The 23112-nt window shown below is 60.5% G+C and carries 23 protein-coding genes; 20 read left to right on the top strand and 3 right to left on the bottom strand.

Translation table 11 applies throughout. The features are described 5' to 3' along the window. Nucleotides 1–59 precede the first annotated feature (59 nt). The 6 genes from LG373_RS08950 to LG373_RS08925 all read left to right on the top strand — a co-directional run bounded on the left by LG373_RS08950 (nt 60) and on the right by LG373_RS08925 (nt 4890). The gene (locus tag LG373_RS08950; RefSeq protein WP_225749601.1) at nt 60–818 is read left to right on the top strand and encodes an electron transfer flavoprotein; all 759 of its coding nucleotides are present in this window, start codon (nt 60–62) and stop codon (nt 816–818) included. Nucleotides 819–835: 17 nt separating this feature from the next. Continuing rightward, complete coding sequence (locus LG373_RS08945) at nt 836–1723, top strand: electron transfer flavoprotein subunit alpha/FixB family protein (RefSeq protein WP_225749600.1); 888 nt, start codon at nt 836–838, stop codon at nt 1721–1723. 64 nt (nt 1724–1787) lie between these two features. Then, a complete protein-coding gene (locus LG373_RS08940) occupies nt 1788–3083 on the top strand; it encodes an FAD-dependent oxidoreductase (protein WP_225749599.1) in 1296 nt (431 codons plus the stop codon). Beyond that, the gene (locus tag LG373_RS08935) at nt 3080–3379 is read left to right on the top strand and encodes a ferredoxin family protein (protein WP_114566675.1); all 300 of its coding nucleotides are present in this window, start codon (nt 3080–3082) and stop codon (nt 3377–3379) included. The genes LG373_RS08940 and LG373_RS08935 overlap by 4 nt, the downstream gene beginning before the upstream one ends. A gap of 82 nt (nt 3380–3461) precedes the next feature. After that, nucleotides 3462–3899, top strand: coding sequence for a MarR family winged helix-turn-helix transcriptional regulator (locus tag LG373_RS08930; RefSeq protein WP_181792544.1), 438 nt, complete (start codon nt 3462–3464; stop codon nt 3897–3899). Nucleotides 3900–4062: 163 nt separating this feature from the next. Then, nucleotides 4063–4890, top strand: a complete 828-nt coding sequence (locus tag LG373_RS08925; RefSeq protein ID WP_114566673.1) for a nitrilase-related carbon-nitrogen hydrolase — start codon at nt 4063–4065, stop codon at nt 4888–4890. A gap of 252 nt (nt 4891–5142) precedes the next feature. Here LG373_RS08925 and LG373_RS08920 read toward each other — a convergent pair whose 3' ends face one another. Further along, nucleotides 5143–6489 carry a cytosine permease gene (locus LG373_RS08920; RefSeq protein WP_225749598.1) on the bottom strand — a complete coding sequence of 449 codons (1347 nt, stop codon included), beginning with the start codon at nt 6487–6489 and terminating at the stop codon, nt 5143–5145. 286 nt (nt 6490–6775) lie between these two features. Between LG373_RS08920 and LG373_RS08915 the strand changes: the two genes are divergently transcribed. From LG373_RS08915 to LG373_RS08860, 12 genes are all read left to right on the top strand, one after another. Next, the gene (locus tag LG373_RS08915; RefSeq protein WP_216529169.1) at nt 6776–6913 is read left to right on the top strand and encodes a hypothetical protein; all 138 of its coding nucleotides are present in this window, start codon (nt 6776–6778) and stop codon (nt 6911–6913) included. A 55-nt stretch (nt 6914–6968) separates the two neighbouring features. Beyond that, nucleotides 6969–8489: a TrkH family potassium uptake protein gene (locus LG373_RS08910; RefSeq protein ID WP_114566663.1), complete on the top strand. Its 1521-nt coding sequence runs from the start codon at nt 6969–6971 to the stop codon at nt 8487–8489. A gap of 38 nt (nt 8490–8527) precedes the next feature. Then, a complete protein-coding gene (locus LG373_RS08905) occupies nt 8528–9100 on the top strand; it encodes a hydrolase (RefSeq protein ID WP_225749597.1) in 573 nt (190 codons plus the stop codon). Nucleotides 9101–9153: 53 nt separating this feature from the next. After that, nucleotides 9154–10146 carry a ribosome small subunit-dependent GTPase A gene (rsgA, locus tag LG373_RS08900; protein ID WP_114566662.1) on the top strand — a complete coding sequence of 331 codons (993 nt, stop codon included), beginning with the start codon at nt 9154–9156 and terminating at the stop codon, nt 10144–10146. Between the two features lie 617 nt (nt 10147–10763). Beyond that, nucleotides 10764–12440 carry a DUF3365 domain-containing protein gene (locus LG373_RS08895; RefSeq protein WP_225749595.1) on the top strand — a complete coding sequence of 559 codons (1677 nt, stop codon included), beginning with the start codon at nt 10764–10766 and terminating at the stop codon, nt 12438–12440. Then, entirely contained in the window at nt 12433–13149 is a 717-nt protein-coding gene (locus LG373_RS08890; RefSeq protein ID WP_114566660.1) for a response regulator transcription factor, read from the top strand. The genes LG373_RS08895 and LG373_RS08890 overlap by 8 nt, the downstream gene beginning before the upstream one ends. 125 nt (nt 13150–13274) lie before the next feature. Further along, nucleotides 13275–13580, top strand: coding sequence for a type II toxin-antitoxin system RelB/DinJ family antitoxin (locus LG373_RS08885; protein ID WP_216529171.1), 306 nt, complete (start codon nt 13275–13277; stop codon nt 13578–13580). Then, nucleotides 13577–14023: a PIN domain-containing protein gene (locus LG373_RS08880; protein WP_216529172.1), complete on the top strand. Its 447-nt coding sequence runs from the start codon at nt 13577–13579 to the stop codon at nt 14021–14023. Before LG373_RS08885 ends, LG373_RS08880 begins: the two co-directional genes overlap by 4 nt. A gap of 285 nt (nt 14024–14308) precedes the next feature. Beyond that, nucleotides 14309–16783, top strand: a complete 2475-nt coding sequence (locus LG373_RS08875) for a molybdopterin-dependent oxidoreductase (protein WP_225749594.1) — start codon at nt 14309–14311, stop codon at nt 16781–16783. A gap of 14 nt (nt 16784–16797) precedes the next feature. After that, nucleotides 16798–17460 carry a 4Fe-4S dicluster domain-containing protein gene (locus tag LG373_RS08870; protein ID WP_114566656.1) on the top strand — a complete coding sequence of 221 codons (663 nt, stop codon included), beginning with the start codon at nt 16798–16800 and terminating at the stop codon, nt 17458–17460. 62 nt (nt 17461–17522) lie between these two features. Beyond that, nucleotides 17523–18203 carry a molecular chaperone gene (locus tag LG373_RS08865; protein ID WP_114566655.1) on the top strand — a complete coding sequence of 227 codons (681 nt, stop codon included), beginning with the start codon at nt 17523–17525 and terminating at the stop codon, nt 18201–18203. A gap of 8 nt (nt 18204–18211) precedes the next feature. After that, nucleotides 18212–18880, top strand: a complete 669-nt coding sequence (locus tag LG373_RS08860) for a ferric reductase-like transmembrane domain-containing protein (RefSeq protein ID WP_225749593.1) — start codon at nt 18212–18214, stop codon at nt 18878–18880. Between the two features lie 469 nt (nt 18881–19349). Here the strand turns inward: LG373_RS08860 and LG373_RS08855 are convergent, their stop codons facing one another. Next, a complete protein-coding gene (locus LG373_RS08855; RefSeq protein ID WP_225749592.1) occupies nt 19350–19622 on the bottom strand; it encodes a DUF6092 family protein in 273 nt (90 codons plus the stop codon). 9 nt (nt 19623–19631) lie between these two features. After that, complete coding sequence (locus tag LG373_RS08850) at nt 19632–20150, bottom strand: nitroreductase family protein (RefSeq protein WP_225749591.1); 519 nt, start codon at nt 20148–20150, stop codon at nt 19632–19634. 647 nt (nt 20151–20797) lie between these two features. On the opposite strand from LG373_RS08850, the gene LG373_RS08845 reads away from it, so the two are divergent. Together LG373_RS08845 and LG373_RS08840 are read left to right on the top strand one after the other, a co-directional pair. After that, entirely contained in the window at nt 20798–21364 is a 567-nt protein-coding gene (locus tag LG373_RS08845) for a QueT transporter family protein (RefSeq protein ID WP_114566651.1), read from the top strand. A gap of 281 nt (nt 21365–21645) precedes the next feature. Next, nucleotides 21646–22950, top strand: a complete 1305-nt coding sequence (locus LG373_RS08840) for a glycosyltransferase family 2 protein (protein WP_216529178.1) — start codon at nt 21646–21648, stop codon at nt 22948–22950. Nucleotides 22951–23112 lie beyond the last annotated feature (162 nt).

The raw sequence follows: 23112 nt of genomic DNA, 5'->3' as shown, positions 1-23112 counted from the left end.
GAAGCGTCCATGTCGCACGCGCGGCATGCTGACGATAAGTTAGAAAGGATAGTCATACCATGAACATCATCGTTCCCATCAAAGTTCTGGCCGACGATCAGGACATCGTCGTCGCTGCCGATAGGAGCCTGGACGACTCCAAGGCCCATCGCATCGTCTCCACCTACGACCTGAACGCGCTGGAGGCCGCGGCCCAGCTGGCCGCCGCGCACGACGGCTCGAAGGTCGTCGCCGTGTCGGTCGCCGACGCGAAGGCCGACGACTCGAAGCTGAAGAAGGGCATCCTGGCCCGCGGCGTCGACGAGCTGGCCATGGTCGCCGACGACGCCTGCGCCGACCTGGACGCGCACGCCACCGCCGCCATGCTCGCGAAGCTGGTCGGCGCGCAGGGCGGGTTCGACCTGGTCGTGTGCGGAGACGGCTCCGCCGACAACTACGCGCAGCAGGTCGACGTGCAGCTGGCCGACGCGCTGGGCCTGCCGGTCGTCACGGCGGTGTGCGCCATCTCCGTCGAAGGCGGCGTCGCGACGTGCGACCGCATGCTCGAGTCCCAGGTCCAGACCGTCCAGGTCGACCTGCCCGCCGTCGTGTCCGTCGTCCCCGACGTCGCGCTGCCGCGCATCCCGGGCATGAAGGACATCCTGGCCGCCGGCAAGAAGCCCTCCACGGTCGAAGCCGCCTCCGAGGCCGCCCCGGCCGTCGTCGAGATCGTCGAGACGAAGGCCTCCCAGCAGGCCGAGCGCAAGCTCGAGATCCTCGACGCCTCCGTCGACGGCGACATCGAAAAGTTCGCAGCCGCCCTCAAAGCGGCCCTGTAGGAAAGGTTGGTGCAGCAATGAAAGCACTCGTTATAGCCGAAACCCCGCTCGCCGCGCGCGCCCTGTGCGCGGGCGCCCGCACGATGGCCGACGAGGTCGTCCTGGTAGCCCCCGGCGTCGAGCCGACGACCGGCGTCGCCGACAAGGTCGTCCACGTCGACGTCCCCGCCGGCTCCGCGATCGACGACGCGTACGCGACCGTGAACGCGATCGCCGACGCCGAGGCCCCGTCCGTGGCGCTGGTCGAGCCCACGCGCCGCTGCAAGGTGCTCGCGGGCCGCTTGGCCGCGCACGCCGGGACCGCCGCCGTCACCGACGTCATCGAGTTCGCCGACGGCCTGGCCACCACCATGTACTTCGGCGGCGTGGGCCAGCGCAAGAGCAAGCCGGCCGGCAGCCTGGCCGTCTACACGGTGGGCGCGGGCGTGTTCGACGAGTCCGCCGCCACGGGCACCGACGCCGTCGAGGAGGCAGCGTTTGAGGCCCCCGAGCGCGCCCTGCGCGTCACGGGCGAGAAGGACCTGCCCGCCAGCGACGTTGACCTGCCTGCCGCCGACGTGGTCGTGGCCGGCGGCCGCGGCTTCGCCGAGGAGGCCGACCTCGAGCTCATGCGCGCCCTGGCCGCCAAGATCGGGGGCGAGTGCGGATGCTCGCGCCCCTTGGCCGAGGGCGTGGACTGGATGCCGAAGGAAGCCTACATCGGCGTGTCCGGCGTGATGCTGGCGCCGAAGGTGTACGTGGGCGTGGGCATTTCTGGTCAGATGCAGCACATGGTGGGCGTGAACCGCGCCGGAACCATGTTCGCCATCAACAAGGACAAGAACGCTCCCATCTTCAAGCAGTGCGATTACGGCATCGTGGGCGACCTCAAAACGGTCCTCCCCGCGCTGGCGGCAGCCCTGTAGGGAGCCGGCGCGAAAGGGGCTGCGGGAAGCGGCCCCTTCCCCCTGAGACGAGAAAGGATAGGACATGGCTGATTTCGACGCGATCGTCGTCGGGTCCGGCTGCGCTGGGGCCGTGGCGGCCTACGAGCTGGCGCGCGCCGGCAAGTCGGTCCTCGTGGTCGAGCGCGGCAACTTCGCCGGCGCCAAGAACATGACGGGCGGACGGATCTACTCGCATTCGCTCAAGAAGGTGTTCCCGGACTTCGAGCAGGAAGCACCCCTCGAGCGCAAGATAACCCACGAGCGCATGGCGTTCATGGATCCCTCTGCGCAGCTGGCGGTGGACTTCTCGAGCCCCGAGCTGGCGGAGGAGGGCAAGGACTCCTACAGCGTCCTGCGCGCGCCGTTCGACCAGTGGCTCGCCTCGAAGGCCGAGGACGCGGGCGCCGAGTACATCTGCGGCATCGCCGTGGAGGAGCTCTTGAAGGATGATTCCGGCAAGGTCTGTGGCGTGCGCGCGGGCGAGGACGAGATCACCGCGCAGGTGGTCGTCCTGGCCGAGGGCTGCAACACCGTGCTCGCCGAGCGCTGCCTGGGCAACCCGCGCCCCAAGGCCTCGCAGATGGCCGTGGGCATCAAGCAGGTGCTCGAGCTGCCGGCCTCCCAGATCGAGGACCGCTTCCTGTGCCCGGAGGGCGAGGGCGCGGCGATGCTGTTCGTGGGCGACTGCACGCACGGAAATGTGGGCGGCGGCTTCCTGTACACCAACAAGGACTCGATCTCGCTCGGCCTCGTGGCCACCGTCTCCACGGCGGCCGACGCGTCGAACCCGTACCCGGTGTACCAGATGCTCGAGGACTTCAAGAGCCACCCGGCCGTGGCGCCCATCATCCGCGGCGCGAAGCTGGTGGAGCACTCCGGCCACATGGTGCCCGAGGGCGGCTACGACATGATCCCGCAGTACGTCTTCGACGGCTGCGTCATCGCCGGCGAGACGGCGGGCCTGTGCATGAACATGGGCTACCAGGTGCGCGGCATGGACTTCGCCGTGGCGTCGGGCCAGATGGCGGGGCAGGCGGCCGTCAAGGCGCTGGACGCGGGCGACACGAGCGCGGCGGGCCTGGCTTCGTACAAGCAGGCCATGGAGGACTCGTTCGTCATCAAGGACCTCGAGACCTTCCGCAAGTGGCCCCACGTCATGGAAGGCTGGGACCGCATGTTCGGCGAGTACCCCGCCATGGCGAGGGAGATCTTCAACGCCATGTTCAGCGTGGACGGGCAGCCCCAGAAGCCGCTCGCGAAGCGCATGATGCCCATCGTGAAGAAGCGCGGGCTGTTCAAGCTCGCAGGCGAGGTGCGAAAGGCGGTGAAGGCGCTGTGAGCAAGGTATGCGAGATCACGGTCAACGTCGACGAGTTCCTGGCGTTGGACAAGTACGAGGTGGACGAGGAGAGCGCCCACATCGAGCTGGTGGACGACCCGGACGACGAGGAATTCCTCAAGCTGGTGCGCGTGTGCCCGGCGGCCCTCTACAAGGTCGACGAGTCGGGCGCGAAGTCGTTCGACTACGCCGGCTGCCTGGAGTGCGGCACCTGCCGCATAGCCTGCGGGTCGACCATCGTCAAGAAGTGGGAGAACCCCCAGCCCACCATGGGCGTGGAGTACCGCTTCGGCTAGGATTCCGCTATCCTAGACAAAGTATGTGGATTCGAGCAAGCGAAAGGCCCCGATGAAGGCTTCCCTTCAAGAAATAGCGATCGTGACCGAACTTTTCCGGTTGGTGAAAGAGGTCAACCGGACGTGTTCGCAGCCGTATATGGCGCGCATGGGCCTTTCGCAACTCGAAGCCGATGTCCTGATGGTTTTGTCAGGCCATCAGAAGAAAGGCGAGACGATCCGTCCCGGGTCGCTCGCCCGATTGCTCCGCATGCCCGCCAGTTCGCTGTCGCAAGCGCTCAAGCCGCTTGAAGACAAAGGGTACGTGAAGCGGGAGCGGCTGCGCGATGATGCGAGAACCGTGTCGATTGAGCTGACGGAGCGTGGATGGGAGCTGGCAGAAGGGTGCCAGTACGAGATGCACGCGCTTATCACGGAATTCTGCAACACGATTGGCGTGGACGAGATCGAGGATCTTATGGCGTCGCTCGACAAGGTGTTGGAATTCGCGAATTCGTACGGCCGTCCAACGCGCGTTTGACGGTCTGTTCCGAGCTTTTTGCTGATAACGCGGCGCGTTTGCTGCGGCTTTCGCCCTGCTGCGTCCATCTTCCCGACATTCGGCTGCTTGTTCTTTGGCGTTCTGCGTTCGTCATGAGATAATGCCGTCAAGACGAAATCTGCACCCAATAAAGGAGTTGTTCATGACCGAAGCGAAGCGCACGGCGCGTTTGGCGCTCGTCCAGTTTGAAAGCGCCCTGTGCGATCCGGCCGCCAATACCGAAAAAGCTTGCCGCATGATAGCCGAGGCTGGGGCACAAGGCGCCGACCTGGTGATTTTCCCCGAGTTGTTCTCTACGGGGTACCAGCTGAACATCGTGGGACCTCGCATTGTCGAACTCGCCGAACCGGTGGAAGGCCCTACGGTTACGGCTTTGTGCGAAGCTGCTCGCGCTGCGAATTGCTACGTGGTTGCCGGTCTTGCGCTGACGTACGATTTGACCGGCGTGGTGTACAACAGCTCCGTGTTCATTGACCGCGGCGGCAACCTCATGGGTACGTACGACAAGCAGCACCTGTGGGCTTTGGAGCGTTTCTACTTCCGTTCCGGCTGCGACTGCCCGGTGTTCGAGACTGATTTCGGGCGCGTTGGCGTGATGATCTGCTACGACATGGGCTACCCGGAGGTGGCGCGCATGTTGACTTTGCAAGGCGCCGACCTGGTGGTGTGCCCCAGTGCGTGGTGCGCCGAGGACATGGACGTGTGGGACGTGAACGCCCCTGCCCGCGCATTGGAGAACACGGTGTTCTTGGCGGCTGTGAACCGCTTCGGCGAAGAGGACGGCTTGTCGATGCCAGGTCGTTCGCTGGTGTGCAACCCGCGCGGCCATGTGGTGGCGCAGCTGGAGGATCCTGCCGAAGGCGTGCTGTACGCGGATATCGATTTGAACGAGATCGACGGCTTCCGCGAGCGCAGCCCTTATCTGCGCGATCGCCGTCCCGACTTGTACGATTTGGTGCTGCTGCCGTAAGGGGAAGTCTGGTTGAACTGCGCTTTCGCTGGGCCTGCCACTATCGCCGGCATTTCCCATTGCGCCGAGAGCTAGCGCCGCCTGCATTGTCGCCCGAAACGTACGTTTTCAGCCCGAAAAACGTACGTTTCGGGCGACAATGTGCTTCCAGGCTGACTCGCGCAAGCAGGCTGATTTGCGCACAAACGAAAAGCCCCGCCGGCGCAGTGCGCGCGAGCGGGGCTTTCACCTGCAAGGAGGTATGCTCTTTGCTTACAGGACCTGATCCGTTTCCGCGAACGTGATCACGTCCTGCTTCTTGATGCTGGCGTAAGCCTTCATGATGGCCCAGTACAGCACACCGGCCAGAACAAGCGAGTTCAGACCCGAAATGCCGATTGCCATGATGCTGGTGATTTCGCCCACGGCGAAGCCGGCGATCCAGCACACGATTGCGATGGGGTTCCAGTTCTCAACCTTCGCGGGCAGCTGGCCCTTGGCGCGCGACTCGTCGAGCGTCTTGCGGCTGCGGCGCAGCACGAAGTAGTCGATGACCATGATGCCGGCGACGGGCGGAATAGCCACGCCCAGCAGCACCAGGAAGTCGGTGAAGTAGTTGATGATGCCGATAACCGACAGCGCGGTGCCCACGATGCCCAGCATCCACACCAGCGCGTTGCGGCTGAGCTTCTTGTTGAACAGGGCGTTCAGCATGGTGGCCAGGCCCAAGCTGGACGAGTACAGGTTGATGTCGTTGAGCTTGACCGTAGAGGCCACAACGATGATGACGCCGATGATGCCCGAAGTGCCCATCATGATGTCGACGACGTTCTCGGTTCCCATGGCGTGCGCCAGCAGAACGGCCAGAAGGTTCATGCCCAGTTCGCCCACGAACGTGCCGATGAGCGTCATCCAGAACACCTGGTTGCCGTTCTTCAGGAAGCGCGCGTAGTCGGGGGTGCAGATGGCGCCTGCAATGAAGCCGCCCGCAACCATGGTGGTGGCGGCGCCCAGGGTAAGGGCCGGTCCCGGAGGCGCGGTGGTCAGAAGCTCGGTGAGCGAGTGGTTCTGCAGGATGATGGCTGCGGCCACAATGACCACGATCACGAACAAGGGCACGAATATAGCCGCGAAGTTCGCGATGGCCTTGATGCCGAACACGACCAGGAGCGTGATGCCCAGGCCGGTGACGATGGCCCAAATCGGGTACTCCATGCCGCCCAGGAAGTCGGTCAGCGTGACGATGCTGGCCATGCCTTCGCCGAACACGGAGTTCTGCACGCCGAACCAGCCGACCATCGAGATGGCCACAACGCCGCCGAACAGGGCAGAGCCGCCCTTGCCGAAGCCCGCCCAGCGCGAAAGCAAGCTGGTGGACAAGCCCTCGTGGGCAGCGGCGGTGCCAAGCGCCCAGCTGACTACCTGCAGCAGCACCGATCCCAGCATGGTTGCCAGGAACGCGTCCCAAAAGGTCAAGCCGAAGCCGAGTGCGGCTCCCAACATGAGCTGCGACACGCAGCAGATCGCGCCGATCCTGATGAAGAGAATCCGCCAAAACGGCTGTTTCGCTTCGTCAGGAACGCGCGACAACGAGTAGTCGATGTCTTCTTCCGTTGCCATTACTGTTCCTTTCCGTCCCGCGCGCTTTTGCGACGGGAAACCCCATGTCCGCACGAATGGTTGTAAATTTGTGCGGGCGATTAAAAGATTCGGAAATTATACCTTGACACCCCTTGCGCAAGCCCCGCAGGTGAAAAGTTTAACGATTAGGTGTCGATTTCTTTGCTGAACGCCCTTGCGAACGGGCTGCGAATATGCAAAGCTGGCGCTTCGGCGTCTTTTCTGGGTTGTGCGCTGTTGCCGAGCTGGCGTGTCGTGTTGCGCATATTTGTACTAGAATACCTGCATGCGCAAAAGAAAACAGGACATCCGCCAAGCTATCGAGACGCCAGCCCTGGGGTTCGGCGTTGTGATGTTGGCGTTGCTTTGCTTTTTGCTTGCGCTGTGGACGCTTATCATTGTCGTAAGGGTCGTGCTGGATTGATCGGCTTCGAGATAACACCGCGCGTCTGCGGAATAAAGCGAGGTTAGAGCGCACCATGTGGCAGCGGTTCACCTTATACGATGTCCGGGTCATCGGCCACTACCTGGGCGTGCTCGTGCTGTTCTCGTCCTTGGCGCTGCTGGTGCCGTTTGCGACGGCTCTTGCGTTTCAGGAATGGATTCCTGCGGCCAACTATCTGCTGACCATTGGCGTTTCTCTTATCATAGGGTCTGGCCTGCGCTTTTTGCGCATAGAGCCCGGACGGCTCAACCGCCAGCAAGCCCTTGTTGTCACCGGTCTGGCTTGGATCGTGCTGGCTATGGTTGCCACGATTCCCCTCCACCTGTCGGGCCACTACGAAACGTACCTTGACGCGTTGTTCGACGGCGTGTCGGGCATTACCACCACCGGCGCAAGCATCATCACCGATCTGGATCACCTGTCGAACGCCGACAACATGTGGCGCTTCATGATGCACCTGATCGGAGGCTTGGGACTCATCGTTGTGGCGTTGTCGTTCGGCCTGTTCGGCAAGCGCGCGGGTGCCAGCCTGTATATGTCCGAGGGCCGAAGCGAGCACGTGGTTCCCAACGTGGTCCAAACCACGCAGTTCATTGCGAAGATCGCCGTCGGCATCATCCTCATTGCAACGGTTATCTTGACGGGCATGTGCCTGTTCATAGGGATGGAGCCGTCGCGCGCGCTTTTGCAGTCGCTGTGGCTGTCGATTTCCGGCTTTATGACCGGCGGATTCGCGCCCATGAGCCAAAGCGTTATGTACTATCATTCCCTGCCCATCGAGCTGGTGCTCATGCTGCTTATGCTGCTGGGATCCATCAACTTCGTGCTTCATTCCGAGGTGTGGAAGGGCCATGTCGAAGTGTTCTTCAAAGACTTGGAAATTCGCACGATGGTTTTGTGGATTGCGGTCATGACCTGTGTTTTTGCAGCTTCGTTGAGCGCGAGCGCCGAGTTTTCCAACCTGCCGGCCATGCTGCGGCGCGGCTTGTTCACGGTGATCTCGGCCTTCTCGACTACGGGATTTCAGAACGTCACTACAAATCAGCTGACCACGGCCCTTTCGTCGGGCGCGTTTTTGGTGGTGGCCATTCTGATGGCCGTCGGAGGCAGCGGCGGGTCCACTTCGGGCGGTTTCAAGTTCAGCCGCATGGGCGTTATCATGAAATCGTTGGTGGCAACTATCAAGGAAGCACTTGCGCCCGACTCCGCGCGCGTGGTGGTTGACTACAATCACGTTGGTCGCCGCATTCTCTCGCCCGAAGTGGTGAAAGAGGCTATGACGGTGTTCGTGCTGTACGTGGTCACGTATGCGATTGGCTCGCTGGTGGGCATTGCCCATGGTTACGACGCGACGCAGGCTATTTTCGAATCGGTGGCTATGGCCAGCAACGGCGGCATTTCTTCGGGGCTTGCGGCTCCGGGTATGCCGGTCACCCTCGAGCTGTTCTACATCCTTCAAATGTGGGCCGGCCGTCTTGAGTTCGTGACGCTTCTGGCGCTTATCGTTGAAATTGTCGTGTCGCTTGATCCCCGAAGGTTGGTGCATCGGTCGTGAACGTGCCGTGGTGCAACAGGAAAAGAACGTGGTGGACGATGGCGGCGGTCTTGATGGCGTGCATTCTGATCGGGAGCTTTGCGTCGAGCGGTGCCGCTGCAACGGCGTATGCCGAAGAGGCCGAAGGCGGGAATGCGGTGAATCCGCAGCAGCTTCCCGATAGCTCGTTCATCTACGATACGTCCATTGCCGACTTGAGCGAGGCCGACGCGTATTACGATAACCAAACCGTGCAAGTAACGGGCGAGGCCATTGGCGATAGCATCAAAGAGGGCTTGGATGGAAGGCATCGCTGGATCACGCTTTCGTCGCCGGGCGATTCGGCAACCATTACGGTGTACATGTCGAGCGAGGCGGCGGCGAAAATAGACACGTTCGGCGCGTACGACAGAAAAGGCTCCATCGTGCAGGTGCGAGGAACGTTTCACCTGGTGTGCCCGGAGCACGAGGGTCTGTCGGACTTGCATGCCGAAGTTGTGACCGTTATCGAGCCCGGCGAGCGAAAGCAGGATCCGTTCGTGTTCGGAACGTTCGTCCCCGGTATCGTGGCCGTGGCCATCGGCCTTGCCATGACGGGCGTATTCTATTGGTTGAGGGAGCGCCAGCGCTAGCGCTTTTTTGATGGTGAGGGTGCGGTTGTGCCGATTGGAGCAGAGGAGGACGCTTGCAAAGGGCCCAGGTAGTCAAGCTTGATCGTGGATATCCGCTTGTGCGATGCGACGATGGGACGCTTGTGCGATGCGAACATGCAACGGCGCTGGTCAAGGGCGAGGAAGTGCGCGCCGTGATCGGCGATTTCGTTGAAGTGGACGTGCCGGAGGGGCATGACAAGGGCATCATAGCCAGTATTCTTCCGCGCACGCGCGCGTTCGTGCGCAAAGATCCGACCGAACGGGCGCTTCCGCAGGTGCTTGCCGCGAACTTCGACCGCGTGTTCGTGGCGCAGCCCCTTGCCGACGTGAACGCTCGTCGGCTTGAGCGCGAGCTGGTGCTGGCTTACGAAACGGGTGCCTTGGTGACCGTTGTGCTGACTAAGGCGGATCTTGCCGAGGACGAAGCGCATGTGGCCGAGGTGCGCGATCGCGTGCGCGCGCTGGTGGGTCCCGACGTGCAGACGCTGGTGGTTTCCGAAAACGATCCCGTCAGTGTGGAGGCCGTGCGTGATCTGGTGCCCCGAAATACGACTGCCGTGCTGCTGGGAAAGAGCGGCGTGGGGAAGTCGAGTCTGGTGAACATGCTGGTGGGAAGCGATATTCAAGAAACGACGCCCGTGCGCGACGACGGGAAGGGCCGTCATACCACGGTGAGTCGCGAGATGGTCCCCATTCCCGGCGGCGGGTTCATGGTGGACATGCCCGGCGTGCGCGGCCTGGGCTTGTGGGAGGCCGATGCGGGCATCGGCGCCGCGTTCTCGGACGTGGAAGAGATTGCCGAGGGCTGCCGATTCCGCGATTGCCGCCATGTTGACGAGCCTGGGTGCGCCGTGCGTGCTGCGGTGGAGGCTGGCGAGATCAGCAAGGAGCGGTTCGCGTCCTATCGAGTGCTCAAGCAGGAAACCGCTGACCTGCGCGAACGTCGCGAGGAGGCTCGTCGCATGCGCGGCGAGAAGGCATCCGATCGCAAGGGCGGAAAGGGACGCGCGCGCAGGAAGCGGTAGCGTCGAGTGCCGCGTCTGCGGGTTGACTGCGCCGGTGGCCGCTGGAGGGGTTGCACGTGAGGGTCGGATGCGCCGACGAGCCGCCGACGGGGGGTCGCGCCTGGGCCGGCTGCACCGGCGGCCCGCCGCTGGCGCATCCGCGCACGAAAAACCGCCTTCGCTGGCAGGTTTTCACGTTTAGGGGTCGTTTTGCTTGGCCGGACGAGCGCCCTCGAAAGCGCGATGCGACACTCCAAAGCTGTGACCAGGCAAAACTAAACGCGGGCAGCGCCATGGCGAAGAGAGCGCTCAACATGACGACCTCAAACCGTCAAAACCTGCCAGCGAAGGCGGTTTTTCGTGCGCATGCTTCCCCTGCGGCGGCGGCAAGCGGCGGCAAGCGGGCAGCGCGCCGGCACGTCACCGAGGAATCGCCTGCTTATCGCTGATGTCGACGAACGTACGGGGCTGTTCGATTGCGGTGCCGCCGCGAATCGCGCGAGGGCCGTTCGCACGTTCCCCTGCTTCCGTTTTCGGCCATGCGCCCGATGCGCACTGCTTTACGTGGCTCTTAGTCTTGTGCTAGGGTTTACATCGCAATGCGAGGGGGCGTTGCGAATACGGGGGCGGGGACGCGCATGGGGAAGCACTCTTTCAGTCTGAAAACTATTTATCTAACTGCGTTGACGGCGGTGTTCGGCGTGTCGTTTCTTGCGTTTGCCGTGTTCGATTTCTACTCGCAGCAGCGCCAGACCGAGGCGGCTTTGCTGGAAGAGGCCCGCACGTTTGCTCGCGAAATGGACGCCGTGTGGCAGTTTATGGACAACTCGCAAAGCGTGATCAACAACACTTCTGACGGGACGTACGAATTCAAGGGTTTGCACTGCTCATTGGTTGGAAAGAGCGTCGGGCGCTTATTCTCGGCCGGCAGCGACTACGCTATTCGCTACACCAATTTCAACCCGCGCAGCGAGCAGGACATACCCGATGAATTCGAGGCGGAAGCGCTCGAACGCTTCAACGCCAACTCGTCGGTGAAAGAACATTACGGCATTGCCGAGTATCAGGGGGAAGAGCGTTTCCGGTACCTGCAAGCACTTGAGGTTGATAACAGCTGTCTGTCCTGTCACGGCGAACCGGCAGGCGAGCTTGACGTTACCGGCAAGGAAAAAGAAGGATGGACGCTCGATTCCGTTGGGGGCGCTATCAGCATTGTCATTCCCATCGATCAGCAACAGCAAACGCTGCGCGACAACGTGATTCGCGACGTCGTGTTCTTCCTGGGGATCACCGTGTTCATTGGCGCGGTGATCTACGTGGTGACAACCTTCTTCGTGCTGCGCCCGATAGGGGGGTTGCATGCGGCGTTCGGAAAGCTGAAGCGCGGCCGTATGGATGCAGAACTGGGCGGCGGGCATGCGGCGAAAGAGGTGCAGCAGCTTGTTGGCGGGTTCAACGACATGGCGGGCGATCTGCGCGATATGTACGAGCACTTGGAGTCGCAGGTTGAGGCTCGCACGATTGATTTGCAGGAAGCCAATGCGCTGCTCGAGCATCAGCGCGACAAGTTGGAAAAGCTGAACGAAAGCCTTGAGCAGGAGACTCGTTTCAAGTCCGATCTTTTGTCTATGGTGAACCACGAGCTGCGCACTCCGTTGACGTCCATCATTACGTTCGCGCAGATTTCGCGCGAAACATGCGATCCAGGGCGTGAAAGCGATCGACGGTCTTGGGAGGAAATCGAGAAGAACAGCCAGATCTTGCTCAACATGATCAACAACATGCTGGACATCGCGCGATCCGACGCGGGCAGCATCAAGTCTACATGCGAGCCGATGGATTTGGGCGACGTGGCGGCGTCGGTCAAGGGCACCATGGCTCCGCTCGCGCGCAAGTACGAGGTTTCGTTCCGCACGAGGGTTGCTTCGGACGTGCCCCTGGTGAACGGCGATTACGAGAAGACGTTGCGCATGCTTGAAAACCTGGCCAGCAACGCCATCAAGTTCACACCCGACGGCGGGTCGGTGGAGCTGCGCGTGGCGTACGACGAAAATCGCCAAGTGGTAACGCTGTCGACGATCGATACCGGTATCGGTATTGCCCCCGAAGATCAGGAGCGCATTTTCGAGCGGTTCTTCCAGGTGGATAGCACGTCGACGCGAAAGTACAATGGCAGCGGCCTGGGCCTTGCCCTTGTGCGCGAATACGCTGACATGCAAGGGTTCGCCATTTCGGTGGAGAGCGAAGTGGGGAAGGGCAGCGCTTTCGTTATTACGGTGCCGAAGAGGCTGATAGTGGGGGAAGACGATGTATAAGGTGATGCTCATCGACGATGAGGATAATTTGCGACAGGCGATCGAGCAGCTTCTAACGTCGAACGGGTACGCATTCTGTGGCGCGAAAGACGCCGAATCGGGCATGGAGATGCTTCTGCATGAAAAGCCCGACCTGCTGTTGCTCGACGTGATGCTGCCGGGAACGAACGGGTTCGATTTGTGTGCGCGCATCCGCGAAGAAGGCCGCCGCATTCCGGTCATTTTCCTTTCTGCGAAATGCGATATTGTCGACAAGAGTATCGGCTTTCGGTCGGGTGGGGACGATTATGTGACCAAGCCGTTCGATGCCATGGAGTTGCTGCTGCGCATCGAGGCGAACATCCGCCGTCATAAGGACACGATAGATTTTGCGCGCTCGAGAAATCGGGAGGGGGTTGCTCAGATTGGCGATCTTGAAGTGCATTTTGGAGAGTACCAGGTGCGCATCAAGGGAAAGCCGGTGCAACTGACCACGAAGGAGTTCGAGATCGTGGCGTTTTTGGCGGCGCACCCGGGCAAGGTGTTCACGCGCAGTCAAATTCAGGAATACATCTGGGGCGAGTCCGATGCCAACTGCAAACCGACCAACAACATAACGGTGTTCGTGCGCAAGATTCGCGAGAAGATCGAAGAGAACCCTTCCGAGCCACGGTACCTGCTAACGGTTCAGCGCGTGGGTTACAAGATGGCTGATCGAGTGGAGGGTTAAGGGCTCGCGGGAAGCCAAAGATTCGTTACTCCGCTTGTTTCCTGCATCAAGCAAGGCATTATGTCTTAACAAATTGCATTACATAATGCAATTTGTTAAGATCGTGCAGAGCAAAGGAGGCGAAAATGGCTGTTGCGGGAACGATTAATGCGCGGTTGCCGGAAGACCTGAAGCGTCGCGGAGGTCAAGTTTTGGCGCGCGAAGGGGTGTCGACGACGCAAGCCGTTCGATGCCTCTATGAGTATTTGGAGCGAGAGCAACGTGTGCCTGAGTGGATGCGTGGCGATGCGGGTGCATGCGACGAAGTGTCCAAGCGCCGCGAGAAGCTTCGTTCGCTGGTGGGGGTGGTCGACTTGCCTCGTGGAGTTGACGCACGGCAGGAATATCGCGACTACCTGGTAGAAAAGCACGGACCGGGGTTGCGCTCATGAAAGTGCTTCTTGACGTTAATGTCATAGTTGACATTTTAGGAGCGACCGAAGACGTGCTTTATTCGTTCCAGGCGTTGGACGTGATGTTGCTGAAGCGGTTCGAGCCATTCATGACCGCGTCGATGGCGCCCACGGTTCAGTACGTTCTTTCTGCTCGTAAATACGCTTCAAAGCCGGGAGCCATTTCGGCGCTCCAGAATTTAGTTGACGTCGTAAGCGTCCTTGATGTGACGGAGGTTGACCTTCGTCACGCGTTGGTCGATCCTCTGGGCGATTTTGAAGATGCAATGGTCGCCTGGGCTGCTTTTCGACATGGAGTCGATCTCATTGTGACTCGAAACGTGCGGGACTTTGTCGGATCTCCCGTTGCCGCTATGACCCCTCAGCAGTTCTGCGAAGTCTACCGCCCCGCTGGCTATGAGTACGATCTGGCCAGGTCTTAGGCGGATTTTCTTGCTTGGCGAGATTGTCCGGCACCTTTTCGCATCCTCGATGCACCATTTAATCTTATTAATCTAGTCATTAATATCCGGTTAATATCTTCTTAACGCAAAACTTATTTTCGGTTTATCGCAATAATTTTCAATGATCCGTAGAGTGCATAGCAAGGGAAAGTCGGGGGAAGCGAGACTTTCCATCTTGTGCTGAGGACGGCCTCCCTCCCTGCTGTTCGCAGCACAAGAACGGTGCGGCCGAGAGGTCGTGGGGAGAGAACGAGAGGAGCAAGCATGGCTGAAAATGCAACGCATGGTTTCACCCGCAGAAGCTTCATCAAGGGCGCGGCGGCGCTCACTGCAACGGGCGCGCTGGTTGGCTGCAGCCCGCAGGCCAAGAATCTGGAGGAAACGGACAAGAAGCAGGAAGCCCCCGAGACGCAGCTTTACCCGGGTGTCTGCCGTGGTAACTGCGGCGGCGGCTGCTTTTTGAATGTGCACGTGCGCGACGGGCAAGTGGTGCGTACGTCGGCGCGCGATATGCCGAACACGGAGTACAACCGCATCTGTCCTCGTGGCTTGACGCACGTGGGTCGTATGTACAGTTCGGAGCGCGTGCTGTATCCCATGAAACGCGTGGGAGAGCGTGGTTCGAACGATTTTGAGCGCATTAGCTGGGACGAGGCGCTCGATACCATAGCTGAGAAGTGGAAGAGCTATCGCGAGCAATTCGGCCCGAAGTCCATCATGTTTTTTTACGGATCGGGAAACTATGCTTTGTATAGCGGTAGTTGCAACGCGGCAGGTGCGGTTGTGCGGTTCGAGAACATTCTTGGATGCACCGACGCCGGCCTAGATGTTGACGTAGGAACGGGATACGGCGCGTCGCGTGCTCATGGTGGAGCTGATCTGGGCAATGAGCTTACTGATCGTAAGAATGCAAAAACGCAGATTCTTTGGGGCAACAACCCTGCTATTTCGCTCCCTCATACCCTGCACTTCATGATGGAGGCAAAGGAAAACGGGACGCGCCTTATCGTGATCGATCCGGTGTACAACCCGAACACGGCCAAGGCCGATTGGTGGATACCCGTCAAGCCCGGTACGGACGGTGCGCTCGCGTTAGGTGTTTTGAACGTGCTGATCGGGAACGGTTGGGTGGATGAGGATACGCTGCGCAGCAAGACCAACTGTGGCCTGCTCATCAAGGAAGATGGCATGTACCTACGCATGAGCGATCTGGGCGTTGAGCCGACCGAGGGCGACGTTGACCCGCTTACGGGCAAGCCGAAGGTTATCAGCCCGCCTGCCGTATGGGACGAAGCTGCGAGCAAGGCCGTTGCGTTCAGCGAGGCTCAGAATCCGGCGCTCAAGAACGTGGCTCCCATCGAGGGCATTGTGGTTCAAACGGTGTACGAGAATGCTATGAGTTACATTTCCGCTTGGACGCCCGAAGCGGCATCTGCTGTGTGCGGCGTTTCCGTAGAGGACATTCAAGAGCTGGCACGCGTGTATCACGAGGACGGTCCGGTGACGACCGAAATCATGCAAGGCTTGAACCATTATCGCAACGCACACTACACTGGTTGGCCGGTATATTTGGTCGGATTGCTGACTGGCAATGCTGGCAAGCCTGGTGCTGCGATCGGCCAGAGCGAGGAATACCTGCCTCAGATGCTGTTCTCCAACATCAAAGGTGCCTGCTATCCGGTTAATTCCGCAGGAGAGGCGGCTCCGGGCATTTCGGGACATCTGGATACGACGGTGTTCGAAGAGGTGTTCACTACGGGCAAGTTCAAGGGCGAGGACTACGTGGTGAAAAGCGCGTACATCCATTGCTCGAACCCGCTTGTGACCATGTGCAGCAACGATTATACGTCACGCTGGATCGATGCTCTCGAGTTCGTCGTGGTGGCCGACATGTGCATGACCGAAACGTGCAAGTACGCGGATATCGTGCTGCCCGCCGCTCATTGGTTCGAGCAGCAGGACATCGGCTTCTTGTTCTCTTCTCACCCGTATCTTTTGTGGCAGGAAAAGTGCGTCGAGCCGCAGGGCGAATCGAAGCCTGACTTCCAAATCTTTGGCGATATTCTGGATCGCCTTGGTTTGGGCGAGTTCTGGTGCACGGAAGACGAGTATGCCGAGACCATTCTGGATTCCGAGTATTGGAAGTCTTTGGACTGCACGCTTGAGAACATCAAGGCGAAGGGCGCTGTTCGCATCTATCCGGAAGGCGACAAGCTGGGCTCCGCCGATCCGCTGCCTACGGAAACTGGGCGCATTCAGCTGTACCAGGAGGTTGCCGTTCCCAACAACGTTGCTACGACCGATTTCGACATCTCGAAAGAGCGCGGTTTGCATTGGGAGACTCCCGTCTACGTTGGCGAGGACCGCGAGTATCGGAAGACGTATCCGTTTAGCTTGCTGTCCGAGCACATGCGCACTCATACCCATACGCAATGGTGGGAATGCGGCTACGTGCGCGAGTTCGAGCGCGAGCCGGTGGTGCGTATCAACCCCGATGACGCGGCTGAGCTGGGCATTGCAGAGGGCGATACCGTACGCTTATCCAACGATAACGGGTATGTGGTCATGAAGGCGGCTATCAGCGCTGGTTTGCCGCGCAAGATGATCTCGTCGGGACGCAGCTGGCAGAAAGACGATTTCATCGATGGTCATTTTGCAAACCTGTCTTCGAAGGACTACAACTCCATGATTGCAAACCAGGCTTTCAATGATGTTGCGGTCATGATCGAGAAACTGTAAGGGAGTGGTGAGGAATGACCCGTTACGGAATGGCGATCGACCTGAATCGTTGCTTCGGCTGCCAAGCGTGTGCCGCTGCGTGTAAGATCGCGAACAATATGCCAAAGGATGTTAACTACAACATTGTGTACACCAAGTCGGATAAGAGTCTTGATACGCTTGGTCTGGCAGTTGCGACCGGTGCCGTTTCCAATGACTGTGCTGGCGGGACGCACGATGACCCGGTGCTGTCCTTTTTCCCTATGCAGTGCCAACACTGCAAGAAGCCTGCGTGCCTCGACGTGTGCCCGACGGGCGCTACCGTCAAGGATGAGGAGACCGGCATCGTATCGGTGGACAGCGAGCTGTGCATCGGGTGCGAGTCGTGCATCAAGGCGTGCCCGTACGAGGGCGTGCGCACGCTCATCAAGAGTCCCGAGTACTACCTTGACGTGGTGGTAGGCGAGTATGACGCGCCGCCTCATAAGGCCGGTACGGTGGAGAAGTGCACGTTCTGCAAGAACCTCATCGACCGTGACGAGGTGCCCGCTTGCATGCAGCTGTGCCCGGGCCGTGCGCGCTACTGGGGCGATCTGGACGACCCCGAGTCCGCGGTGTCCAAGGCTATCGAGGGCCGCGAAGTCCTGCTCTTGCAGGAAGATGCCGGCACTGAGCCGAGCGTGTACTACCTGCAATAGCTTTACGCGGGGCGGCGGTTTTTGCAGCAACCGCCGCCCCTTTTCAAAAAGGGGGAGGAAGCATGGAGCAATACGACGCTTTGAAAAGGGCCGTGGGGAGGGCCGACGCGTGTGAGCTTCTTTCGCGCGCGTTTTCATATCCTGACGACGTGTTTGCAACTGCGCTCGTCGAAGGTGCTCTGGCCGACGATGCTCGGTCTTGCCTGTTGGACATGGGTATGTCGGCTTCCGTTGCTGATGATTTGGCAACGGGGCTGCGGGCATGGGCGGAATCGTCCGTTGCGGACGTTTTGTCGGAGATGAGGAAAACGTACTCGCGCTTGTACCTTGCGCCGGGCGGGCACACGCCGATTTTCCCTTACGAAAGTGCTTTCCTGCATGTTTCCATGGGCGCTCCGGGTGTTCCCTCGTTGTTCCGCACGCCCGTCACGCTTGACGTCGAGCGCTGCATGCGCGAAGCCGGAGTGATGGCGAAGAACGGGCGCAAAGAGCCGTGCGACAGCGTTCAGGAGGAGTTCGAGTTTCTTTCGTACCTGTTCGCTCAGCAGGCCGAGGCTGTTCGCACCGAGAATAAAGAAACGCTGACCAGTCTAAACGAGCAAACTCAAGCGTTTCTTCGAAGCCACGCGCTTGCCTGGCTCCCCCGATTCATGGAGCAAACCTGCGACTTGACCGACGGGCCGTACGCCGCGCTCGCCTTGTACGCTTCCGCCGTCTTGACGTCCTTGCCTGACGAAGAATAGGGGAACGTATGGATTTCCTGCTGGTCTTTATTTGCGCCGTTGCGGCGGCGTTTGCGTTGCGCAATCCCATAAAGAAGGCACCGGTGGCTTTCTATATTTTGGCCGTGGCGGTGAGCGTGCTGTTCATTGCGGCGGAGTTTTTTCCAATGCCGCGTGCAGTGTGGAGCGCTTTGTTCCTGCTCGTTCAAAAATGCATGCTGGCCTTGGCTTTGTTCGCCGTGGTGATGTTCATCGGCGTGTTCTCGCGCGATTCTCGAGCAGGCCGTTGGCTTCGTCCCATTCGCGCGGAGCTGTCCATTATCGCCTGGATTCTGTCGTTGGGGCACATGGCCGTGTACCTTGTCTCGTACCTGCCTCGATTGGGCGGCGTGAACAAGGGAGCCGTGATGATCTCGTTCGTGGTTGCCTTGGTGCTGTTCGCTCTTCTGCTGGTCTTAGGGGTCACGTCGTTCAACGTGGTCAAGAAGCGCATGAAGAAAGACACGTGGAAGCGCGTGCAGATGCTGGCGTACCCGTTTTTCGGTTTGGTGTACCTGCATCTGATGCTCATGTTGCTGCCGCCCGCCTTGCATGGAGGCGCAGCGGCGCAGGTCAGCGTGGCGGTGTACTCGGTGTTGTTTGCCGCTTATGCTCTTTTGCGCGTTCGACGCGCGATGATCGATCGAAAGGCCGCATAGCGGCAGCGCGACCGGGTTGGGCCGGCGGATTGTGCCTGGGTCGGCTGCGGTGGCGAGCCGTCGACGGGGCGCGCGCCTGGGCCGGATGCGCCGGCGGCCCGCCGCTGGCGCATCCGCGCACGAAAAATCGCCTTCGCTGGCAGGTTTTCACGTTTAGGGGTCGTTTGGCTTGGCCGGACGAGCGCCCTCGAAAGCGCGATACGACACTCCAGAGCTGTGACCAGGCAAAACTAAACGCGGGCAGCGCCATGGCGAAGAGAGCGCTCAACATGACGACCTCAAACCGCAAGAAACTGCCACGCAGGGCGGTTTTTCGTGCGCATGTTTCCCCTATGGCGGCGGGAAGCGGCGGCAACAAGCGGGCAGCGCGCCGGCACGTCACCGAGGAATCGCCTGCTTGCCGTCCGCCGCGCATCCGGCTGCGCGGCGAGTTCTCCTTACACGCATCCGATTGCGCGGCGAGTTCTCCTTACACGCATTCCACTAGTTTGGCGGCTGCGTCATTGAGCATGGCGTAGAACGAATCTTCGTCGGTCATGCAATCGTTTTTCCGGGCGTCGATGAGCTCGGCCAGCTCTTGCAAGGCTGCTGCGCGATCGGCGTCCTCTTCGGCTAGCATGAGGGCAAGGCGCTTGGACGCCTCGATCAAACGCAAGGGTCCGTAAGCTTCCGGCTCTCCCTGCAATCCCGCAGCTGACGTTACCATGTACACTAGCAATTCCATTGCGTTGTTCGCGTTCATGCTGTGCTCCTAATTCCAGGTGTTGTAGAAGGCGATCTCGGCCAGGGGCTTGCGCGCGGGCGCTTTCGGCTTGTGTGCTGGATGGCCTATCGCGATTACCAGCTCGATGACTATGTTGTCGGGCAGGTTGAGGATGCGTCGCAGCGCCGTGTCGTTGTAGGACTTGATAGCGCAGGTGCCCAGCCCCCGATCGGCTGCCGCCAGCATGATGTTCTGCGAGGCGTACGCACAGTCAAGCGTTGCGAACTCGTCCGCGCCTTTCGCGCCACCCCGCCTTTGCGCGTACGCGCGGTCGGAGCACGCGACGATGAGCGCAGGCGGGTTGCCGCTCATGCCCGGCGAGAACAGGTCGATTTTGCGCACTAGCTGCGGATCGGTCAAGATGCCGAATTTCCATGCCTGCACGTTGCTGCCCGACGGCGCCCAAGCTCCCGCTTCCACCAGTTCTTCAAGCACGCTGGTTTCCACCGGCTCGTCTGTGAAGGCGCGCACGCTTCTGCGCTGCTGTATCGCTTGCAAGGTTTTCATGCAGTTCCGGCTTTCTCTTCGGGCGCGGACGCGCGATGTTCTTTCTGTCGTATTCTACCCGACGAGTTGCGGCTGGGCTGCGCGCGTTGCGCTCCCAGCCCGATGGTCTGGCGGCAGGGCGAAGATCTGTTGGTGGGATCGTTCGATCCGTTCGTGGCGCAAAATCCCCGGTCTGCGCTGCTGGACAAGGGCTCTCGACAGCCGTCGAATCCGCTGCGTCTCGGTGAGCTGGTTCGTTGATGCGGGCGCACAAAACGACCGCGCTCGACAAGCCGCGCAAGGAGCGCAGGCCCGCGATTTCGTGCCCAAAAAATCGCAGGAAAGGCACCGAGCCGCGCGTTCGGTCATCGGTTCCCTGCGCGTTCAACCTCCTGCGTCCTTGCGCGCAGAACGACGGCGCAGACGCCCGCGTGCGAACGAGCGCCAAGCGAACAGCGCCCTCGCCCCTGGCGCCCTCGGCTTTGCTGTGCGCCGTGTCGCGCGGCGCGCTCAAGGCCCGCTTCTCTGCTATACTGCCTTCTGGCTTTGCGCTGCGGATTTCACGCCCGCATCGGAAGGTCTCGCATTTGCATCGTTGGGCCCTGCACTTGCGACCTATAGTTGCCCAAAGCCCGCGGCGCTTGCCGTGCGGAGACAAGGAGATATCCATGAACAAGAAGACGACGTATGTCGCCCAAGCGGGCATGATCGCAGCCGTGTATGCTGCGGCGACGCTGGTGACCCTCATGCTGCTGCAAGGCTTAGCTTGGGGCCCGGTGCAGTTTCGCATCTCGGAAGCGGTGTGCGTGCTGGCGGTGCTCACGCCTGCGGCCGTTCCCGGTTTGACCGTCGGCTGCATCATTGCGAACCTGATTGCGCTGGCCGTCAACGGTACGGGCGCGCTCGGCATGCTTGACGTGGTGTTCGGCAGTTTGGCCACGTTTGTAGGGGCGCTCTGGTGTTGGAAGATGCGCGAAAAGCCGAAGCTGGCGCTGCTTGGCCCGGTGATAGCGAACGCGCTCATCGTGCCGGCGTACCTGCCCTTGATCCTGCAGGGTTTGGGTTACTATACCATTCCGTTCACCAGCATTGCGCTTGATGGCATGTATCTTCCCATGTACCTGTTCGGCGTGGTGGCGACCGGTTTGGGCGAGGCGCTGGTCATGTATGTGCTGGGTCTTCCTCTGTTGACGGCGCTCAGGCGCTTTGGCGTGGTGAAGCAGCCCGACGCGTAAGCGCATCTGGCGAGTTCGCACTCCGGCGAGCCTGCGGCGTGCCGGGCGCGGATCTTCGCATCGCATACTATGTTTCAGCTTACGGGGGCGTCGGACTATCGGCGTCCTTTCTGTATGTTCTATAGGTGCTCACCAGGCGCTTCACTGTTTCGGTGAATTGGACAGCGGGTTGGTTGAAAATAGCTACAATAGGGAGGTTAGACTCGCAACGAACGTGCCCTCGGACGCTTTTGGAGGTGCGCGTGCGAATCTGCAAAGTGTCGGTCGAATGAAGGACGTGCATGAATCCCGTTATCGTCGTTCCAGTTTTCATATCAGCCCGCCGCCGAAAAGACGGCGGCAGCGTGCTTACCACGTACGATCACGCGACGCCGGTTTCGGCGCCTGGCGAGCTGCCTCGCCTGCTTGCTTCGCTTCAAAAGGTGCGCGGTCTTGGGCAGATCGTCTTGCTGGTTGTTAGCGAGCCGTCCATCGAAAACCAAGCTGCCGAAAAAGTGCAGGCCACGGCTTCGCGCTTCTCGTCCCTTAACATCGTGGTCATCGGCGCGCCTGAGCTGGCGCTTATCCAGCAGCGCATGGAGCAGTTGGGCTTGGGCAAGCTGCAAAAGGAAATTGGGCTTGCGGGTTACGGTGCTATGCGCAACCTCGGCTTGGTGATGGCCAACGTGCTCGGCTACGATTCGGTTGTGTTCCTAGACGATGACGAAGTGGTCGACGACGCCGACTTCCTCCAAAAAGCCATGTACGGCCTGGGCAAGCTTACGAAAAAGGGCATTCCCATTTTGGCCAAAACCGGTTTCTACTTCAATTCCGAAGGGTCGTACCTGTCCAAGAGCCAGGACAAGTGGTACAACCATTTCTGGCAGCAGGGCAAGGCGTTCAACAAGTGGATTACCAAAGCCATGCGCGGTCCTCGCTTGTCGCGCTCGAACCATGTGTGCGGCGGGTGCCTGGCGCTGCATAAAGAGGCGTTTCGCCGCTTGTCGTTCGATCCGTGGATCGCGCGCGGCGAAGACCTGGATTACATGCTGAACCTGCGCATGTACGGGTCGGACATCTGGTTCGACAACCAGTGGAGTTTGCGTCACCTTCCCCCTGAGACCGAAAGCGAGGGCACGCGTTTTCGCCAGGACATCTTCCGTTGGCTTTACGAGTATCGCAAGATGGAGTACAGCCGCACGCAGATCGACCTGCTGCAAGTGAAGCCTTCGTCGCTCGAGCCGTATCCGGGTCCCTTCCTGGAGCCGGGCATCACGAATCGCATTCGCCTGACGGCGTTTCTGCGCAGCCTTGCTCGGCCCGACAAGCGCGCGTATCGCAAGGCCGCTCGTGCCGCGACCGGCGAAGCCACCACGTACGCTCAGCGCAATTGCGCGAAGTACTTCGAGTTCCAGTTCGTGTGGCCGGAGCTTATGGCGCGCATGGAAAACGACCAGATCCTGCGCACCGCGCTGCTGCAATCGTCTGCGCAGCGCCAGCTGAACGCCAGCGCTGCCGGGTCTTCGCCCATGCGTCCCGTACCTGCGCCCGCACAGGCTATCGACCCGGGCGTGACCAGCGAGATTCGCCTGAACATCGCGGAATAACGCGCTTGATGAGCATCACCTGGTTGGCCGGCGAAACGCCGGCCGCCTTGCGTTCGGGGCCGGAAACGGAAACCAAACGCTTACCTTTGTAAAAAGCAGTACCGTATTTGGCGAAAGGCATCTGCACTTCGGCTACACTTGACGCTGCGCGTGCTTGGGCGC

This window comes from Paraeggerthella sp. Marseille-Q4926, assembly GCF_916618935.1.
GTDB classification, from domain to species: domain Bacteria; phylum Actinomycetota; class Coriobacteriia; order Coriobacteriales; family Eggerthellaceae; genus Paraeggerthella; species Paraeggerthella hominis.
This window is presented reverse-complemented; position numbering and strand designations above follow the sequence as displayed.

Excerpts from the sequence above, each read along its gene's own strand:
- LG373_RS08840 (WP_216529178.1), top strand. The coding sequence starts at position 21,646 with ATGAATCCCGTTATCGTCGTTCCAGTTTTCATATCAGCCCGCCGCCGA.
- LG373_RS08850 (WP_225749591.1), bottom strand. The coding sequence starts at position 20,150 with ATGAAAACCTTGCAAGCGATACAGCAGCGCAGAAGCGTGCGCGCCTTC.
- LG373_RS08905 (WP_225749597.1), top strand. The coding sequence starts at position 8,528 with ATGGCGGCGGTCTTGATGGCGTGCATTCTGATCGGGAGCTTTGCGTCG.
- LG373_RS08895 (WP_225749595.1), top strand. The coding sequence starts at position 10,764 with ATGGGGAAGCACTCTTTCAGTCTGAAAACTATTTATCTAACTGCGTTG.
- LG373_RS08920 (WP_225749598.1), bottom strand. The coding sequence starts at position 6,489 with ATGGCAACGGAAGAAGACATCGACTACTCGTTGTCGCGCGTTCCTGAC.
- LG373_RS08945 (WP_225749600.1), top strand. The coding sequence starts at position 836 with ATGAAAGCACTCGTTATAGCCGAAACCCCGCTCGCCGCGCGCGCCCTG.
- LG373_RS08860 (WP_225749593.1), top strand. The coding sequence starts at position 18,212 with ATGGATTTCCTGCTGGTCTTTATTTGCGCCGTTGCGGCGGCGTTTGCG.
- LG373_RS08885 (WP_216529171.1), top strand. The coding sequence starts at position 13,275 with ATGGCTGTTGCGGGAACGATTAATGCGCGGTTGCCGGAAGACCTGAAG.
- LG373_RS08910 (WP_114566663.1), top strand. The coding sequence starts at position 6,969 with ATGTGGCAGCGGTTCACCTTATACGATGTCCGGGTCATCGGCCACTAC.
- LG373_RS08845 (WP_114566651.1), top strand. The coding sequence starts at position 20,798 with ATGAACAAGAAGACGACGTATGTCGCCCAAGCGGGCATGATCGCAGCC.
- LG373_RS08880 (WP_216529172.1), top strand. The coding sequence starts at position 13,577 with ATGAAAGTGCTTCTTGACGTTAATGTCATAGTTGACATTTTAGGAGCG.
- LG373_RS08890 (WP_114566660.1), top strand. The coding sequence starts at position 12,433 with ATGTATAAGGTGATGCTCATCGACGATGAGGATAATTTGCGACAGGCG.
- LG373_RS08875 (WP_225749594.1), top strand. The coding sequence starts at position 14,309 with ATGGCTGAAAATGCAACGCATGGTTTCACCCGCAGAAGCTTCATCAAG.
- LG373_RS08950 (WP_225749601.1), top strand. The coding sequence starts at position 60 with ATGAACATCATCGTTCCCATCAAAGTTCTGGCCGACGATCAGGACATC.
- LG373_RS08855 (WP_225749592.1), bottom strand. The coding sequence starts at position 19,622 with ATGAACGCGAACAACGCAATGGAATTGCTAGTGTACATGGTAACGTCA.
- LG373_RS08940 (WP_225749599.1), top strand. The coding sequence starts at position 1,788 with ATGGCTGATTTCGACGCGATCGTCGTCGGGTCCGGCTGCGCTGGGGCC.
- LG373_RS08925 (WP_114566673.1), top strand. The coding sequence starts at position 4,063 with ATGACCGAAGCGAAGCGCACGGCGCGTTTGGCGCTCGTCCAGTTTGAA.
- LG373_RS08865 (WP_114566655.1), top strand. The coding sequence starts at position 17,523 with ATGGAGCAATACGACGCTTTGAAAAGGGCCGTGGGGAGGGCCGACGCG.
- LG373_RS08870 (WP_114566656.1), top strand. The coding sequence starts at position 16,798 with ATGACCCGTTACGGAATGGCGATCGACCTGAATCGTTGCTTCGGCTGC.
- LG373_RS08915 (WP_216529169.1), top strand. The coding sequence starts at position 6,776 with ATGCGCAAAAGAAAACAGGACATCCGCCAAGCTATCGAGACGCCAGCC.